Annotated in this window: 19 protein-coding genes; 16 read left to right on the forward strand and 3 right to left on the reverse strand. The window is 53.9% G+C overall.

The window, feature by feature from the left end; genetic code table 11:
- The first annotated feature begins 10 nt into the window (after positions 1-10).
- The 9 genes from fliJ to fliR all read left to right on the forward strand — a co-directional run bounded on the left by fliJ (position 11) and on the right by fliR (position 5,697).
- Positions 11-460, forward strand: a complete 450-nt coding sequence (fliJ, locus tag ACMVME_RS08225) for a flagellar export protein FliJ (RefSeq protein WP_047355509.1) — start codon at positions 11-13, stop codon at positions 458-460.
- Complete coding sequence (locus ACMVME_RS08230; RefSeq protein WP_251858767.1) at positions 457-1,506, forward strand: flagellar hook-length control protein FliK; 1,050 nt, start codon at positions 457-459, stop codon at positions 1,504-1,506. The genes fliJ and ACMVME_RS08230 overlap by 4 nt, the downstream gene beginning before the upstream one ends.
- A gap of 129 nt (positions 1,507-1,635) precedes the next feature.
- Entirely contained in the window at positions 1,636-2,142 is a 507-nt protein-coding gene (locus ACMVME_RS08235; RefSeq protein WP_025203747.1) for a flagellar basal body-associated FliL family protein, read from the forward strand.
- Between the two features lie 5 nt (positions 2,143-2,147).
- Positions 2,148-3,140, forward strand: a complete 993-nt coding sequence (fliM, locus tag ACMVME_RS08240) for a flagellar motor switch protein FliM (protein WP_040017897.1) — start codon at positions 2,148-2,150, stop codon at positions 3,138-3,140.
- 7 nt (positions 3,141-3,147) lie between these two features.
- On the forward strand, positions 3,148-3,531 hold the full coding sequence (gene fliN, locus ACMVME_RS08245) for a flagellar motor switch protein FliN (RefSeq protein ID WP_025203749.1): 384 nt from the start codon (positions 3,148-3,150) through the stop codon (positions 3,529-3,531).
- A complete protein-coding gene (gene fliO / locus ACMVME_RS08250; protein ID WP_241189988.1) occupies positions 3,531-3,902 on the forward strand; it encodes a flagellar biosynthetic protein FliO in 372 nt (123 codons plus the stop codon). Before fliN ends, fliO begins: the two co-directional genes overlap by 1 nt.
- Positions 3,899-4,639 (forward strand): flagellar type III secretion system pore protein FliP, encoded by a 741-nt coding sequence (fliP, locus tag ACMVME_RS08255; RefSeq protein WP_395290983.1) that lies wholly within the window; start codon positions 3,899-3,901, stop codon positions 4,637-4,639. Before fliO ends, fliP begins: the two co-directional genes overlap by 4 nt.
- A 9-nt stretch (positions 4,640-4,648) precedes the next feature.
- Positions 4,649-4,918, forward strand: coding sequence for a flagellar biosynthesis protein FliQ (fliQ, locus tag ACMVME_RS08260; protein ID WP_251858766.1), 270 nt, complete (start codon positions 4,649-4,651; stop codon positions 4,916-4,918).
- A complete protein-coding gene (gene fliR, locus ACMVME_RS08265) occupies positions 4,918-5,697 on the forward strand; it encodes a flagellar biosynthetic protein FliR (protein ID WP_025203753.1) in 780 nt (259 codons plus the stop codon). The genes fliQ and fliR overlap by 1 nt, the downstream gene beginning before the upstream one ends.
- 5 nt (positions 5,698-5,702) lie before the next feature.
- Here the strand turns inward: fliR and ACMVME_RS08270 are convergent, their stop codons facing one another.
- Positions 5,703-6,227, reverse strand: a complete 525-nt coding sequence (locus ACMVME_RS08270) for a hypothetical protein (RefSeq protein ID WP_251858765.1) — start codon at positions 6,225-6,227, stop codon at positions 5,703-5,705.
- Complete coding sequence (locus ACMVME_RS08275; RefSeq protein WP_241189985.1) at positions 6,193-6,999, reverse strand: winged helix-turn-helix domain-containing protein; 807 nt, start codon at positions 6,997-6,999, stop codon at positions 6,193-6,195. The genes ACMVME_RS08270 and ACMVME_RS08275 overlap by 35 nt, the downstream gene beginning before the upstream one ends.
- 451 nt (positions 7,000-7,450) lie before the next feature.
- Between ACMVME_RS08275 and ACMVME_RS08280 the strand changes: the two genes are divergently transcribed.
- From ACMVME_RS08280 to ACMVME_RS08295, 4 genes are all read left to right on the forward strand, one after another.
- Positions 7,451-7,942: a DoxX family protein gene (locus ACMVME_RS08280; protein WP_251858764.1), complete on the forward strand. Its 492-nt coding sequence runs from the start codon at positions 7,451-7,453 to the stop codon at positions 7,940-7,942.
- 113 nt (positions 7,943-8,055) lie between these two features.
- The gene (locus ACMVME_RS08285; protein WP_251858763.1) at positions 8,056-9,219 is read left to right on the forward strand and encodes a methyl-accepting chemotaxis protein; all 1,164 of its coding nucleotides are present in this window, start codon (positions 8,056-8,058) and stop codon (positions 9,217-9,219) included.
- 52 nt (positions 9,220-9,271) lie between these two features.
- Positions 9,272-11,167 carry a methyl-accepting chemotaxis protein gene (locus ACMVME_RS08290; protein ID WP_025203758.1) on the forward strand — a complete coding sequence of 632 codons (1,896 nt, stop codon included), beginning with the start codon at positions 9,272-9,274 and terminating at the stop codon, positions 11,165-11,167.
- A gap of 303 nt (positions 11,168-11,470) precedes the next feature.
- The gene (locus ACMVME_RS08295) at positions 11,471-11,905 is read left to right on the forward strand and encodes a hypothetical protein (RefSeq protein ID WP_251858762.1); all 435 of its coding nucleotides are present in this window, start codon (positions 11,471-11,473) and stop codon (positions 11,903-11,905) included.
- A 73-nt stretch (positions 11,906-11,978) separates the two neighbouring features.
- Here ACMVME_RS08295 and ACMVME_RS08300 read toward each other — a convergent pair whose 3' ends face one another.
- Complete coding sequence (locus tag ACMVME_RS08300) at positions 11,979-13,508, reverse strand: flagellin (RefSeq protein ID WP_251858761.1); 1,530 nt, start codon at positions 13,506-13,508, stop codon at positions 11,979-11,981.
- Between the two features lie 303 nt (positions 13,509-13,811).
- Here ACMVME_RS08300 and fliD point away from each other — a divergent pair, with 303 nt between their 5' ends.
- From fliD to ACMVME_RS08315, 3 genes are read left to right on the forward strand one after another with little or no spacing between them, the layout of a single operon-like run.
- Positions 13,812-15,281 (forward strand): flagellar filament capping protein FliD, encoded by a 1,470-nt coding sequence (gene fliD / locus ACMVME_RS08305; RefSeq protein WP_223399012.1) that lies wholly within the window; start codon positions 13,812-13,814, stop codon positions 15,279-15,281.
- Positions 15,282-15,326: 45 nt separating this feature from the next.
- Positions 15,327-15,734 (forward strand): flagellar export chaperone FliS, encoded by a 408-nt coding sequence (fliS, locus tag ACMVME_RS08310; protein WP_025203762.1) that lies wholly within the window; start codon positions 15,327-15,329, stop codon positions 15,732-15,734.
- Positions 15,727-16,047: a flagellar protein FliT gene (locus ACMVME_RS08315; protein ID WP_040017882.1), complete on the forward strand. Its 321-nt coding sequence runs from the start codon at positions 15,727-15,729 to the stop codon at positions 16,045-16,047. The genes fliS and ACMVME_RS08315 overlap by 8 nt, the downstream gene beginning before the upstream one ends.
- Positions 16,048-16,114: the final 67 nt, after the last annotated feature.

Raw genomic sequence — 16,114 nt, forward strand, 5'->3', positions numbered from 1 at the left:
TGGAGAGTGAATGAACGTAAATAATCCCATGGCTCTGCTGCGCGACATGGCGCAAGAGACGCTGACGGAAACCACCCGCGCGTTGGGTGGCGTTCAGCAGCAGCTTCAGCAAGCGGTGGTTCAGCATGAGCAATTGCAGAATTACGAGCGGGAATACCAGCAATCCCTGCGCCAGGGAATGATGGGCAACGGCATGTCGGTGGCGGATCTGGTGAATCATCAGTCGTTTATTTTATCGCTGAAACAGGTCGTCAGACAGCAGGAAGGTCACGTTAGCGCCTGTGAAAAGGCGGTGGACCAGGTCAAACAGAACTGGATGCAAAACAAACAACGTCTGAACGCATTTGAAACCCTTATTGACCGTCGCGCGACGGCGCAGGCGCTGGTTGAAAGCCGGCATGAACAAAAACTGATGGATGAATTTGCCCAGCGTGCCGGACAGAAAAGAGAGAGACTATGAATATTGATATCGCCACCCTGCTATTGGGTGGAACGCAGGGTAAACCAAAGGCGGGAAGGGTGGCTGATGAAGGTTTTAGCCTTGCGATGGATGACAAACTGGCGGAACTGATCCAGGTATTTCCCGGTCTCGATCCTCAGGCGCTGGCGGCAGCGTTACCGGTAGAAGGACAGTTGCAGGAGACGCTCAGGCAGACAATGACCGACCTCCCCGCAGTCGACGGTGAGTTACTGGCAGCGAACCCGCAGATAGCAGACGTTCTGGCGGGTGCGATGTCGGGTGATGGCGAGAGCGAAGAGAATCCATTGTGGCAGTTACAGCAACTGGTCATGCGCAGTGTGAACGGGAGTGAGGTGCCCGCGCGGCCTGATTCAGCTAAACCGGTGGCGACGGTGTCCGGTGATAAGCCCGCTGCACAAAGTGCTGCTGCGCCGACAGCGCTGGAGGCTACTGACAAAACGCCAGCCGCAAACAGTGCTGCGCCGCTTTCACAACCCATTCCCGTTACGAATGACGATGTTGTAGCGCCTGAGTTCACGTCTGTTCCCAACGCTGCCCCGCTCCCTGCCGCAGTGCGTACCCGCGTCGCCCATGCGCCACAGCAGGTGGTGACCGTCAACCATCCACCCGAGACGCCAGAGTGGAAGCAGTCCGTTAGCCAGCATATTGCGCTGTTTAGTCGCAACGGCCTGCACAGTGCGGAGATCCGTCTGCATCCGGAAGAACTGGGCGCGCTGCATATTTCATTACGTATGCAGCACGACCAGGCGCAGATCCATATCGTCAGCGATCATGCGCATGTTCGTCAGGCGATGGAGCAGGCCATGCCGCAACTGCGTGCAGCCATGGCGGATTCGGGTATCCAGCTGGGCCAGGCAAACGTCAGCGCGGACGGCCAGGGTGCGACAGGTGAACGCGGCGAGACAGCGCAGGGTGAGCATGCACATCAGCATGAAGGCGAAGATGAGCAGGCTGATACCGAAATCGTCCCAACACTGTTAACAACCACACCGGGCAATATATACGGAATAAATACTTTCGCCTGAAGTGTTGAATTACGTTCATGAATGAAATTTTATCGCCTGATTATCAGGGTGATCAAATGGACTACAATAACGGCCATATTGAACTGAGGGTAGCGAGCTACCTTCTCTTATTTATCAGGTGTACGTTCGATGAGTAATAAAAATAAAAAGGTCGCCAGCGGCGGAGGTTCTCGTTCGCTTCTGATGACGTTCCTGTTTTTGACTGCCGTTGCGGCGTGCGGAATTTCCGGCTACCTGTTCTGGGAAATGAAATTCGCGAAACCCGCAGATGTGGCAGTGGAAGGCGCGGTTAAAGAGCCGCCAGCACCGGTGCCCGTTGAGCCGCTGTATGCCTCGATGAATACCTTTACCGTGAGCCTGAAACCGACGGCAAACGAATCGGATCGTGTTTTATATCTGGGGCTGTCTATTCGTGTGGCAGAACAGAAGTCGCTTACTGTGCTGGAAAAATATTTACCGGAATACCGTAGCCGAATATTTATGTTGTTGACCCATCAGACGTATGAAGATTTAGCCACGGATGAAGGAAAACGCCATCTGATTACAACGATTCAAAACGAGCTAAATAAACCGCTGGCGTTTAACCAGTCCATTCGCGTCACTGACGTGCTCATTAATGAATTTATTCTGCGGTAATTATTATGGCTGACAGCTTTTTATCCCAGGATGAGATCGACCGGCTGCTGAACGCAGATGCAGAGAGCAGCAGCGAACTGCATAACAGCCGGAGCGATGGCGGCATTAAACCGTACGATCCGCATACCCAGCGTCGTGTTATTCGTGAACGTCTGCATTCGCTGGAAATTATAAACGAACGTTTTGCCCGTCAGTTTCGGATGGGGTTGTTTAATTTGCTGCGCCGTAGCCCGGATATTACGGCGGGAAATATCAAGATTCAGCCGTATCACGAGTTTGCCCGTAACCTGCCGGTGCCGACAAACCTGAACCTGCTGCACCTTAACCCGCTGCGCGGAACCTCGCTGATGGCATTTTCACCGGGCCTGGTGTTTATGGCCGTGGATAACCTGTTTGGCGGCGACGGACGCTTTCCAACAAAAGCGGATGGACGAGAATTCACCCCCACCGAGCAGCGCGTGATCCACCGCATGTTGTCGATGGCGCGTGAGGCGTATGAATTTGCCTGGAGTTCTATCTATAAAATCAAAACGGAATATATCCGTTCTGAAATTCAGGTGAAATTCACCAATATCACCTCATCGCCAAACGATGTGGTGGTGACCACGCCGTTTTCAGTGGAGATTGGCTCGCACCGGGGGGAGTTCAATATCTGTATTCCCTTCAGCACCATCGAGCCGCTGCGCGAGCTGCTGAGTAATCCGCCGATGGACAATTCCCGGCATGAAGATACCCACTGGCGCGGCATGCTCGCAAGCCAGATGCGCGAAACGGAGCTCGAACTTGCGGCGCGCTTCGCGGATATCGGCACCCGGCTGTCGAACGTCATGCAGATGAAGAAAGGCGACATCATCGGCCTGGATAAACAGGAGCTGATCGAAGCCAGCGTGGGTGGCGTGCCGGTCTTCACGGCCAGATACGGTGCCGTAAATAATCAATATGCCCTGAAGGTCGAGCAGATGATTCAGCCTTCATTACTATCATTAAACAAGGAGTAATTTCCCCATGAGCGACATGAACACCTCATCGGGTTCTGACGATCAGTCCATTGATAATCTTTGGGGTGAGGCCATGACCGAACAGCACGCTGCGGGAATTACCGACACAATGGGTGCACCACAATTTTCTGATGAGATGAACCTGATCCTGGATATCCCGGTAAAAATGACCGTTGAGCTGGGACGCACCAAGATGACCATCAAAGAGCTGCTGCGCTTAAGCCAGGGCTCGGTGGTCTCGCTGGACGGGCTGGCGGGTGAACCGCTGGATATCTTGATCAACGGTTATCTGATTGCGCAGGGTGAAGTGGTGGTGGTTTCCGATAAATTCGGTATCCGTATCACGGATATTATAACCCCGTCTGAGCGCATGCATCGCCTGAGCCGCTAATGAACGCAACAGATTCCCTCCCGGCCACTGGCTCGGTACTGATGACGGTAACCGGCGCGCTGGCGCTGATTGTCCTGCTGATGGTCGTACTGGCCTGGGCCGTCCGCCGCAGTGGACTGTCGCGTCGTCTGAACGCGGCTCAGGGCACGATAACCCTGGTGGCAACGCAGTCGCTGGGGCCGCGAGAGCGGCTGGTCGTGGTGGATGTGGGCGAGCAGCGCCTGGTGCTGGGCGTTACCGCCTCGCAGATCGCGTGTCTCACGACGCAGCCGCGTCCGGAAAACGCCCCGCAGACAACGGCGCCGGCGGCAACATTTCCGCTGATGCTGGAAAAGCTGCGCCAGACGTATCGTCAGGGAGGTGATAAGTGAATCGCGTTACGTTACGCCTGTTGCTGGCTACCGGTCTGCTACTGCCCGCTGCCTGTGCGACGGCGGCCAATGCCGATATCACCCTTGGTCAACCCACGGGTGAGGGCGGCTGGACGCTCCCGGTGCAAACCCTTCTGCTGCTGAGCGGCTTTACCTTTATCCCGGCTGTCCTGCTGATGATGACCGGCTTTACCCGCATCATCATCGTACTGGGATTAATGCGAAGCGCCCTCGGCACCCCCACCGCACCGCCAAACCAGGTACTGGTGGGGCTATCGCTCTTTTTGACCTTCTTTGTGATGTCGCCTGTGTTTAGCCAGATCTATGAAAAGGCCTGGCAGCCGCTGCAGGAAAACAAAATCACCATGGAGGTGGCGCTGACGGAAGGGGTTAAGCCGCTGAAGGCCTTTATGCTCGATCAGACCCGTGAAAGCGATCTGGCGATGTTTGCCCGGATTGCGAAAGCACCGGACATCGCTTCCCCTGAAGAGGTGCCGTTGAGCATTCTGATCCCGGCGTTTATCACCAGCGAGCTAAAAACGGCATTTCAGATAGGCTTTACCATTTTTATTCCGTTCCTGATTATCGATCTGGTGGTCGCCAGCATTCTGATGGCGCTGGGGATGATGATGGTTCCGCCGACCACGATTGCGCTGCCGTTCAAGCTGATGCTGTTTGTGCTGGTGGATGGCTGGCAGCTGCTGGTGGGATCGCTTGCCCAGAGCTTTTACAGTTAGGAGACCCCGATGACCCCTGAAAGTGTCATGGTGATTGGCATGCAGGCCATCAAGGTGGGGCTGATGGTATCAGGCCCGCTACTTGTTGCGGCGCTGATCACCGGCCTGATTATCAGCATTTTGCAGGCCGCGACGCAGGTCAATGAAATGACCATGACGTTCATTCCGAAAATCCTGATGATTGTCGGGATCGCGGTGGCGCTCGGCCCGTGGATGATGAAAATCTTTATTGAATATACCCGCGCAGTGTTCGCCAGCATTCCTTATGTGATCGGCTGATGGCCTTTGGACTTCCCCTCGATCAGCTTTACGGGCTGGTCAGCCACTACTTTTTTATCATGGTGCGCATTGGTGCGTTGCTGCACGTTGCGCCAGTATTCAGCGAAAAAGCGATCAGCGCGCGGCTGCGTGCGTGTCTGGCACTGCTGATCGCCATCCTGATTGGGGGTTCGCTGCCCGATGCGCAGGTGGGACTGTACTCCTGGGAAGGCGTGTGGGTGCTGGCAAAGCAGGTGATTATTGGTGCCGCAATGGGGCTCACGCTTCAGCTGCTGTTCGCTGCCGTACGCATGTCGGGTGAAATCATCGGTATGCAAATGGGCTTATCGTTCGCCACCTTCTTTGATCCCGGGGCGGGGAACAGCCCGGTTATTTCGCGCTTTCTCAATTTACTGGTGACGCTGCTGTTTCTGGTCTTTAACGGCCACCTCTGGCTTTTGGCGATGCTCGCCGAAACGTTCGAGACCCTGCCAGTCAACGCCACGCCACTGCACGCCGGGGGTTTTCTGTACCTGGTGACGCACGCCGGGCTGATCTTCAGCCAGGGGCTGATGCTCGGTCTGCCAATCGTTTCATTGCTGCTGTGCATCAACTTCGTCCTCGGGCTATTAAACCGCCTGACGCCGCAACTCTCCATTTTTGTGATTGGCTTCCCGCTGACCCTGACCTTCGGCATGCTGGCGCTGTTTTTACTCGCGCAAACCCTGGCACCGTTCTTTGAGCGTCTGATGGCGACAGGGTTTGAGCACGTGGCACAGCTGATTCAGGCGCTGGTGTAGCGGCGTCAGTTGGTGCAGACGATACGGGCAACGGATTCGGTACCACTGGCCAGCACTTTATTATCCAGCATATAGATGGTGCTGGTTGCAACCTCTCCCCGCTCTATATGCGGGTAGACATAGTCTTTGACTTCCCGATCGCTACTCTGATCCCCCAGCTTGCGGTGCTGGCTCGTGACCGTCAGGTGGATGCGTTTCCCTTCCACATCCGTGTCAAAACGCACTTCACGGTGTATCGCCGTGGGTCGTCCTGCCAGCTTACCCTCCTTAAAGTGGCTAAGACTGCCAATATAGGTGGTGTGCCCGCTAAAGAGACTGTCGCGATACGAACGATATATCCCGCGTACCAGCGTCGCATTGTTAGCGTCCTCAATGGTGTAATAGGAAGTTGGCGCGACGCACGTGGATTTAAACGGCGAATAATAAATCCCGTAAAATACTTTCCCGCCAAGCCCCACTAACGCGCCAGCGGTGAACAGCAGCGCGAGCCTGAATTTAGTAGAGGCGAAAATAGAACGATTCACAGTCATTCCCTGAGTCCTTTAAGCGTTGTTGACAGGCAATCAGCCCCTGGAACTTGCTCATTTTTTCTGAGCCGGTCGTGACGTAAAGCACCGGGGCAGATTGTTCATCTGCGCGTCTGTCCAGCACGTGTTGCTTATAGGTTTGCAGCGTGGCTTCAATAAGCGCTTGTTTGTTCTGGTCGCTCTGCTGAACCAGCACTTCCGCACCAGGCGGTATGCCGGGTCCATTCCACGGGACAAAATGCACAGGGATTGGGCTAAAGAAGAAAAGGTTTCGCAGTAAAATAGCCAGACCCACGCCCGCGAACAGACCGGCGAGGGTGACACCCACAGCAAGCGTAATGGATTGACGTGCGCGCGGTAGGGCAGGGGTAACGGTTGGGGAGGTTGTCGTGTCTGTTTCGGCGAGCAGCACAGGTGACTTCGCGTCTGGTGCAGGCTGCTCCGCACCGTTTTCCCGTACGACCAGCCGGTAACCGCTGCGCGTTACGGCGACGAGGGTGACTGTTTCGTGCACCTCAAGCTGGGCAAATGCGCGGCGAAGTTTTGTTATCATCACTCGTACACTGTTTTCTGTGACTTCCACGCCAGCGCTGCGCCAGCCTATATCCATCAGCTGTTCCTGCGACAGCACCTCGCCCTGTGCTTCCGCCATGGCGGCGAGGCACAGGCAGGCACTTTGGGGGAGCGTGACGTTGGCTTCCCGGTCCGTGCGGGCAAGCGTGCGCGTCTGAAGATCCAGCGTCACGCCTGTTCCAATCGCGATGTAATTGAGCATAGTTATTTGATTCTTCTGGTGTAATGGGTATCGCTGTTGGCTATTGTAATTAATAGTAATGATTCCACTTTATTGCTAGCGAGTGGTCAGAGCGACATGCTTTTTATGTCGTACTTCATTTTTTTGCAACCACTAAGTAATAACAGCCATACCCACTTTAAGGTTATTAATCGGTGGTAAAATAACCTTGCTAATTGTCTGGTGAAGTGAATGTAATTTTAATCATATTAAAACCAATTGCTTACCTTTGGAGCGGTCAGGCCGCCAGGCGCAAGGCTTTGCTGGGGAGAGGTAATCAATGTCTTGAGTTAATAAAAATTAATATGACAAAGATTATTAATTGTAGGGAAGAATGTATGGGAATGGTTGCGCAAGAAGACCATCAATTTATACTGTTGTAAACACATGTCATTGAATTTATTAAACAGTAAATATTTTACAAGGAAGGCTAATGTTCACTCTCACGCGTTGTTTACAGACGTCAGATACCCCTGCGATGTTGCCGGTCTTTATTTGCCGCCTGGTGATGGGGATCTTTTTCTTTACGGCCGGGTTTAATAAGTTATTTGTTCCTGAGAACCAGTTGCTGATGCTGGGTACCCTGCACGATGCCGGTATTCCTTTTCCTGCGGTGATGGCGGTGGTCGTGGCATTTCTTGAATGTTTTATGGGGATGCTGTTAACGCTGGGTTTATTCACCCGTTTTAGTGCACTGACGCTGATGATAATCAGCAGCGTCGCACTGGTCACGATTGGTATTTACACTATTCCACCGGGGCTTAACCTGATAGCCTGGCTGAGCTGGCTCTTTTACCTGCCAGAAGCGCTTTATATCGTTCTGGGGCTGGTACTGATGAGCCTGGGCGGAACCTGCTATAGCGTCGATGGCTGGCTGGTTAAGCGCTGGCAGAGTGTGCGCAAAATTATTTTTATCGATGGATAACAGGAATGCGCTGTTATCAACGGTTTGAAGAGCATATTTCCTGACCCCCGCATAATAAAATAGCCCTGTTGAGGCAGCGTCGTGCTGCCGTTTAACGTACAGGCGCTAAATACATGGTTTTCACAGTCATACTGATCATTATCTTTATTACACTCCTGATTCTGGTGCAGACCGGCATCATGCCCTGGTTTATCCGCACCGAAGGGCAGCGCCTGCGCACGCAGGTTGACACCCTCGCGACCCAGTTACGTGAACAGCTCGATCGTGTTGAAGCACAGCAGCGCACGGTGACCGAAAGTGTCGTGACCCTGAAAAGCTTCGCCATGGACAAGGGGCCTCCGGGGGAAACCGACGTGGCGGAAGAGGCGGGGAGCCATCGTCAGTTCTTCAATGCGCTGGTTAAAGAGATGGGCGAGCGTCTGGGGGGCCGGGCCTGGATGGTGGAGGATACAGGACGCATTATTGGTGATGCCGCAGGGGCGCCCAATGTGCAATCCCTTAACGATACTGACCTGCCGATGGCAGTGCCGCTACGTTCGCTTCTGGCTCAGTCCGGAGAGGGGTTGCGACATACCCGTTTTCGTAGCGCCAGCGGAGAACATACGCTGGTGGTTGTGCCAATTGCTGATACGCCGTGGCAGCTGGCCATTGACGTACCCACCCGTCGCATGGGGGAACGACCAGGGATTCTCCTGCACAAGCCCTGGCCGCTGGCGGCCCTGCTGCTGGTTTCTACGCTCACGCTACTGCGAAGCCTCAACCTTCATCTTTCTCGTCTGAATGAAGAACTCCCCACACAGTTAAAAAGCGATCAGGGAGCGCATTTACCACCGCTGATGAAAGATATCGGCGAGCAGGTGAATGTGATTGCACGCGCTGCCATGACTATTGCCCAGGAAAATGAGCGTTTGCTGCGGGTTCCTGAGGCCAATCCGAATACCCTGGCAACGCTGAGCGAAAGTGCGACCCATGTCGTCCAGGCGATGGGGGCGTTGAATGATGCTGCTCTGAACATTGCCAACAGCAGCGGCACGCTGGTACAGCTTGCCAGCCGGGCCTACAGCTACTCGATGGATAATGAAGAGAGTGTTTTTGCTGTGGAGTCACGCAATCTGGCCAGCCGTTGCGCGCGCTCTTCGAAAGAGCTCAGAGCCTTAATTGACGATGCGATGATGCAGGCACAAAGCGGTGTGCCATCCGTTGCGCACAATAACAGCGTGTTGATTGAAGAAGTGTATACGGTGGCGAATGCGTTAACGCAGCGGGTGAAGGGCTAATCCTCGCCATCAATAATTCCACCTTAAATTTTTTCTTTTAGAGTTGTTATTTATGTTTACGTCACTTCAAAGTAGAGCCTTCTTACTGGTCTCTGCTTTCTTTTTATTGCTTACGGCACTCACCGTCTGGGTCGTGCTGAATTTTGTCGCACCCCAATTGCTGAAAAACGAATACCGGCGCGTCCACCATGAAATTGGTGAGCAGGCTGCCGCCATTACGCAACTGATGTCTCGCGTAGAGGCGCAGCAGCGCACTATTACTGAAACCGTCTCGCGGCTGGATAGCGCGGATATCGATCGTTTGCTTCCTGCGCTGGTTGATCAGTACGGCGATGCCACTCTCTTCGGCGGCGGCGTGTGGCCGCTGCCGGGGAAGCGAGAGCCTGGTATCGAAAAGTACAGCACCTTCTTTGCCCGCGACGCGCAAAAAACGCTGCGTCTGAATACCACCTGGAATCAGCCTGATGCCCCGGCCTACTGGCAGCAGCCGTGGTTTAAGGCGGGGATGCGCGCGGCGAAAGGACAGTGCGCCTGGGCTGAGGCCTATATGGATGCGGCGAGTCCTCAGCCGCGCACCAACTGCGCGATGCCCATTTATCGTGATGGCCAGCTATGGGGGGTGGCGACGCTTGACGTCACGCTGGGCTTCTTCAATCAGCTTGCCCGTAAAATGGCTGAACCTCTGGAAGGTGGCGTGCTGATTGTAGAGGCCAGCGGCAAAATTGTGGCTTACAGCCGAGCAACGGATAATACGCCGGCGCTGAAAAACATCAGCGAGATCCCCGGCAAAGAGATTGCCCTGCTGCAGGCGATGTTAAGCCGGCAGGTGGACGGTCACAGTGAGCAAACCTATGACGCTGAGGATGGCGAACACACCATCTTTCTCTATCCGATTGCCGGCAGTCCGTGGTTTGTGGCGACCGATACCCGGAGCAGCGTGCTAAGCAAGCAGACCCGCGATATTTTAGTGCGTCTGGCAATGGTGCAGATCCCGCTTCTGCTTCTGCTGGCTGGCGTACTGCTCCTGAGCGTTCGCATCCTGATGCGTAATCTTCAGGGGGTGGGAGAGCGTCTCGCTGCGCTCTCTGCTGGCGGTGCTGATTTGACGCGCCGTCTTCCTGAGAGCGGTACACAGGAGCTGAACGCGATTGCCACCCACGTGAACACGTTTATGAATTATCTTCAGGGACTTTTGCAACAGGTCGGGGCCAGCACCCGGACCATTGCCGCGGCATCGCACCAGATTGCCGACGGCAACCTGTCGCTTTCGTCGCGTACCGAAGAGCAGTCTGCTTCGCTCACGCAAACGGCAGCGTCGATGGAGGAGATTGCCGGTATCGTGGCCAACAATGCGGATAACGCAGAGCATGCCGACAGGCTGGCGACGCAGGCGGCAGGAATTGCCCGGCGCGGCGCAGCGCTAATGAACGCGGCGGTGGACAAAATGGGCCATATTGAATCGTCTTCAGCGCGGGTGGCGGATATTGTCGGCGTGATTGACGGTATCGCCTACCAGACCAATATTCTGGCGCTGAATGCGGCGGTGGAGGCCGCGCGTGCCGGTGAGCAGGGGCGCGGGTTTGCCGTGGTGGCCACAGAAGTCCGTAATCTCGCCTTGCGTTCCTCCAGCTCCGCGAAGGAGATCCGCGAGCTGATTAACGAGGCCGTGAGCGGCGTACAGGACGGCAGTCGCCTGGTGCAGGATGCCGGAGAGACGATGAATGCGCTGGTAACGTCCGTGGGGGAGGTCTCCACCCTGATGGAAGAGGTCAAGACCGCCAGCCGTGAACAGCGTGCGGGTATCGAACAGGTCAACGTCGCGGTTTGCCAGCTCGAAGGGGCGACCCAGCAGAATACGACGCTGGTAGCGGAACTGTCGTCGGCGGCGAAAGCGATGGAAGAGCAGTCCATGGAGCTGGAAAGCGTGGTGAAGCGGTTTAACGTTTAATTTTCGTTTTTGCCGGGCGGCGCTGCGCTTGCCCGGCCGACGAACTGCACCGAATACGCCCTCTCCCTTGAGGGAGAGGGCTGGGGTGCGGGGGAAAATACAGCACCAGACTTCATGCTTTTCATCCCATTTTTTTCGCTTTTCTGAAGACGCCTCGCAAGTTTAAATTTCTCCCGAATGACCCTCTGTTCATCCCTTATCGCCGGGCGTAATGTGCACGCACGTCAGCCACAGCTGGCGTCGGGATTGACCTCCTGAAAAATGCACTGGGGACAACGCATACCATTTTCTGGAGGTTACGCTATGGCTTTACAACATCTTTTCACCACCCCGTTCGACCATCATACCGATTTCACCGATCTTGCCGACCACTGCGAACGTTTTTGCGACGCGTTGTTGGAAGAGCGCGATCCCGTCGTAAAAGCAGCATTATGCGGTCGCTTAAGCGCCTGTCTGGCCCTACTTAAACCGACGCTGACCGACCCGATTCCGCCCCATCTGGTGGACTTTTTGACTGTAGACAGTGAACCCGTAACGTACCCGGAATTTAACCCGGAAACCGATCAGCTTTGCCACTACTGCGAAGTGATTACCCAACAGCTGCTGGGGGGAGGGCTCTCTGACAATAGCGCACGGGTGATGATGGATTTACTGTACGACCTGACCGGCTATTTTGCCGAACGACTGAAGTTCCCGCGCTGGATACACACGCAGGAAGGACGGGCGTTTATCGAATAAAAAAAGCCCTCCACCTGGGAGGGCAACCGCGCATGGAGGACATGCGCGTAAGTGTTTGAGGGGGTTACGCAGATTAACGCAGCAGGGACAGCACGTTCTGCGGAACCTGGTTGGCCTGGGCCAGTACGGACACGCCAGCCTGCTGCAGGATGTTTGCACGGCTCATGGCGGACACTTCCACGGAGAAGTCAGCGTCCTGAATACGAGAACGCGCTTCGGTGGTGTTAATGATGTTGGTGTTCAGGTTCGCAATGATGGAGCTGAAGCGGTTCTGAACGGCACCCAGGTCGGCACGGAAGTCAGCGACTTTGGTCAGGGCGGCATCCAGGTCGGCCAGCAGGCCATCAGCTGCCACCGCACCAAACTCTTTCAGAACAAGGTCGCTGTCGGCAGGACGGACATCAGCTGCCGCTGGCACATCAGCAGCACTAAATGTGATTTCTTGTAATATTTTAGTACCAGAAGTATCCTCGCCGTACGCAAAGTAACGTTCGGGTCCACCAGCACTGGTCATCTTGATCAGCTTCATGCCTGAATTTTCAGCTGTCTGACCCGTACCGAAGGCTTCTTCTGCAATTTCGTCGAGTTTAGTGGCATTAAGGGTCAGAGTACCACCACCTGCTTTATTAACTACAGCTCCGTCACCAAGTGGAGTGGACGAACCTGCGTTTAAGTCAGATGGGCCCGTCAGCAGCATGTCCGTATCTTCAGCTCCGAGTTCTTCCAGGCCAGTTCCAGCCACTGCAGTCACTTTAGCTTTTGTGTTATCGACATCGTGCTCAGCGAATGTAATTGCAGTAACATCGACTTTATACATTTTTTCAGCGGCAACATCGTAAGCAAAAACTTCGCCATTGAGCTGATACACTTCAACATCACCGGTAGGAGCTGTGCCTGATTTGTTTTGTATTGCCGTTTTGAATAAATCAGCTTCTGCAGCAGTGTATTTCCACTTGCCATTAGCTGGTGAGTCGATGCCAGTGACGAGATCAGCTGTAAGCTTAGTTGCTGCTTGATCATATTGGCTGCTCGCAATACCTGCCCCATTCATGGTAATCCCGATATCCGCGAAATCATCCATAAATTTATCCAGACCCAGAGTTTCCATGTCCAGCTTGTTCAGTTTGATGTCGATGGTATCGCCGTCTTTATCGCCGATCTGAATGGAAATTTCGTCCTGAGAGCCGTCGAACACTTTCACGCCGTTGAAGTTGGTCACTTCCGCAACGCGGCTAATTTCTTCCAGACGGGTACCGATCTCTTTCTTGATGGAGTCCAGGTCGCTATCGGAGTTGGTACCATTTTTCGCCTGCACGGTCAGCTCACGGATACGCTGCATATTTTCGGTCACTTCTTCCAGCGCACCTTCGGTGGTCTGCGCCAGTGAGATACCGTCATTAGCATTACGCGCCGCCTGAGTCATACCGCGGATAGAAGAGGTGAAGCGGTTGGAAATCGCCAGACCCGCAGCATCGTCTTTTGCGCTGTTAATACGCATACCGGAAGAGAGGCGCTGAATCGCGGTGCCCAGGGAAGACTGGGATTTGTTCAGGTTGTTCTGAGCCATCAGGCTCAGCGCGTTGGTATTAATGACCTGTGCCATTGTTTATATCCTTTTAAGTGATAATAACTGTATGTGCTATGCGTTCGTTGATGCGCATACTGAATTCATCGGGGGAAATAAAAATGACTAAATTATTTTTTTAGGTTTTTTATAAACCAAAGAAATACGCTCACAACTGACATTAATTACACAACTAGCCCAACGCAATAGCGTAATAAGCCCACAATTCTGTTCTGGAGAAGGGTAATCATTGTTGACGTATAAATGAAAAATTAAACTTACGTCTCTATTACCCGATAGGAATAGTGACAGGCTAACCTATTACAAGAGGAACATTTTATTATGGCATCAACCAATTTCTTAGGCGTTGGTTCTAACCTGCCGTTCGACCAGTGGCTGGCGGTGGAGCGTGAGGGTATTAGCCAAAAGCTGAACCCCTATTTGCAAAAGCAAAGCACCTTTCAGGGGCAGATTTCCGCCTGGGGGTCTATCTCCAGCGCGTTGAGTACCATGAAGGACAATCTCGGTAAGCTTGAGAATGAAGGGTTCAACGGCGTCAGCGTCAGCGACAATAAAACCTTCAAGGCCACGGCAGGTAGCGGGGCGATCCCTAACAGCTATTCTGTTGCCGTAAAACAGCTGGCGAAAGCGCATCAGTTGGCGGTCGAGAATAACACGCGTGATAAACCGATGGGTAAGGCGAGTGCGAAGGTGACAATCACCCTGAAAGAGGGTGAAAAACCGCTGGAGGTGAATTTAGCTCAGGATGAAACCTCTCTCGATCAGATTGCAAAAAAAATTAATGAGCAGAAAGGTGATGTGGTTGCGGAAGTAATCACCCTCGAGGACGGGAAGCATAAGCTGGTGCTGACCTCGAAAAAGACCGGTGAGGCCGGTGATATGACTATCAACGTGACGAGCACTGATACTGATTTCCAGAAGAAGCTCGAAGGTGCGGACGTTGAAACCGAATCGCAGAATGCCGAACTTGTTCTGAACGGAAAACTCGTTACCCGCAGTTCAAACACCATCAACGATATGATCACCGGTGTGACGCTGGAACTACGAGAAGTCTCCGAATTGAAGGACCCTGGACTCCCCGCAGACGACCCGCAGAGCTACAAAACCGAATCTCTCACCATCACCGAAGACACTTCAAAAGTGAAAACGCTGATTGAGGAATTCGTAAAGAATTACAACAGCTACCTCAGCACCGTCGCCAGCGCCACCAAATATACCGCCCCGGATCGCGACAGCCAGTCAACGGCTCCCGCAACTACCAACGGCGCGCTCTTCAGCGATGGCTCACTTCGCCGCCTCACCAGTCAGCTTAAAGCGACCGTGGGGGGGAACTATCCCGATGCCGACGCCGTTATACAGTCGCTCGGCAGTATCGGTATTACCGTGAAGTTTGATGGCAAGATTGGCGACGAGCGTGGCGGGAATCTGGGGGAGTTGTCGATTGATACCAAAAAGCTGGATGCGGCGCTGAAAGACAACCCTAAAGCGGTGGAAGCGCTGTTCCTGGGCAAAGACGGTAAAGAGGGTATCAAAGATCGCATGGAGGGTATTTTTGATACCTACCTCGGGGATAAAGACGCCATCACCAAAAAAGAGGGCGTGATCGAAACCGCCCTTGAGTCGCTGCGAGAGCAGGATAAACGTATCGGCAAACAAATCACGGCTATGGAACGGCGTATTGAAGAGGCTATGGCGCGCAAGGAAAAAGAGTTTCAGCGTCTCGACAAGGTGATAAGCGATATGAACAACATGAGCAGTCAGCTACAGGGTTCGCTGGCAGGGTTGATTTAATTTTTATCATAATCCGGGCAGGATACTGCCCGGCAGGATTTTACGATGTACACCAACAATGGCTATAACGCCTATACCGCTGTCTCGCTGGACAGCCAGATTGCGGGCGCCACACCGCACCAACTGATTGTCTTGCTGTATGACGGTGCCATCAACGCCATGCGTCGGGCGGAAATCTACTTTCAGTCCGGCAATATTGCCCGCCGTGGGGAGATGATCTCCCGCGCGATTAACATTATCGACAACGGCCTGCGTGCCGGGCTGGACCACGAAAAGGGCGGGCAGATTGCCGCCGAGCTGGAGAGCCTGTACGAATATATTTCGCGCACGCTGCTGGAGGCGAATCTCAACAAATCCGGTGAAAACCTGCCGCATCTGATTTCGCTGATGACGGAGATGCAGGAAACCTGGCAGGCCATCAACCCGGAAAACAAGCAGGTGAAACATGGATAACGCAGTACTGTCACTTATTGAGCAGATGCTGGTGAGCAATGCGACGCTCCTGCGACAGGCCGAAGACGGTGAGTGGGACGCATTTGTAGAGGAGTCGGCGGCCTATTCCATCGGCATGAGAACGCTGTGTGAAATCGATTTGACCCAGCTGGCACAACACAATAAACAGCAGGTGGTGGGGCAGCTGGGGCAGCTGCTGGATGTTGATGCACGCCTCTCGCGTGCCATTCAGGACCGCCTCTCCACGCTTGGCACCGAACTGTCCACCATGCGTAAATCCAGCGCCTCAGCGAAAGCGTATACCGCGGTTTAATTCCTCTCTTTGTTTCAAAAAACATGTACGGATGGCCTTCCCCTCCTTTGGGGGAGGGGCATCTGTT

Source organism: Enterobacter cloacae complex sp. 2024EL-00711 (genome assembly GCF_047529885.1).
In the GTDB taxonomy this organism is placed as follows: Bacteria; Pseudomonadota; Gammaproteobacteria; order Enterobacterales; family Enterobacteriaceae; genus Enterobacter; species Enterobacter ludwigii.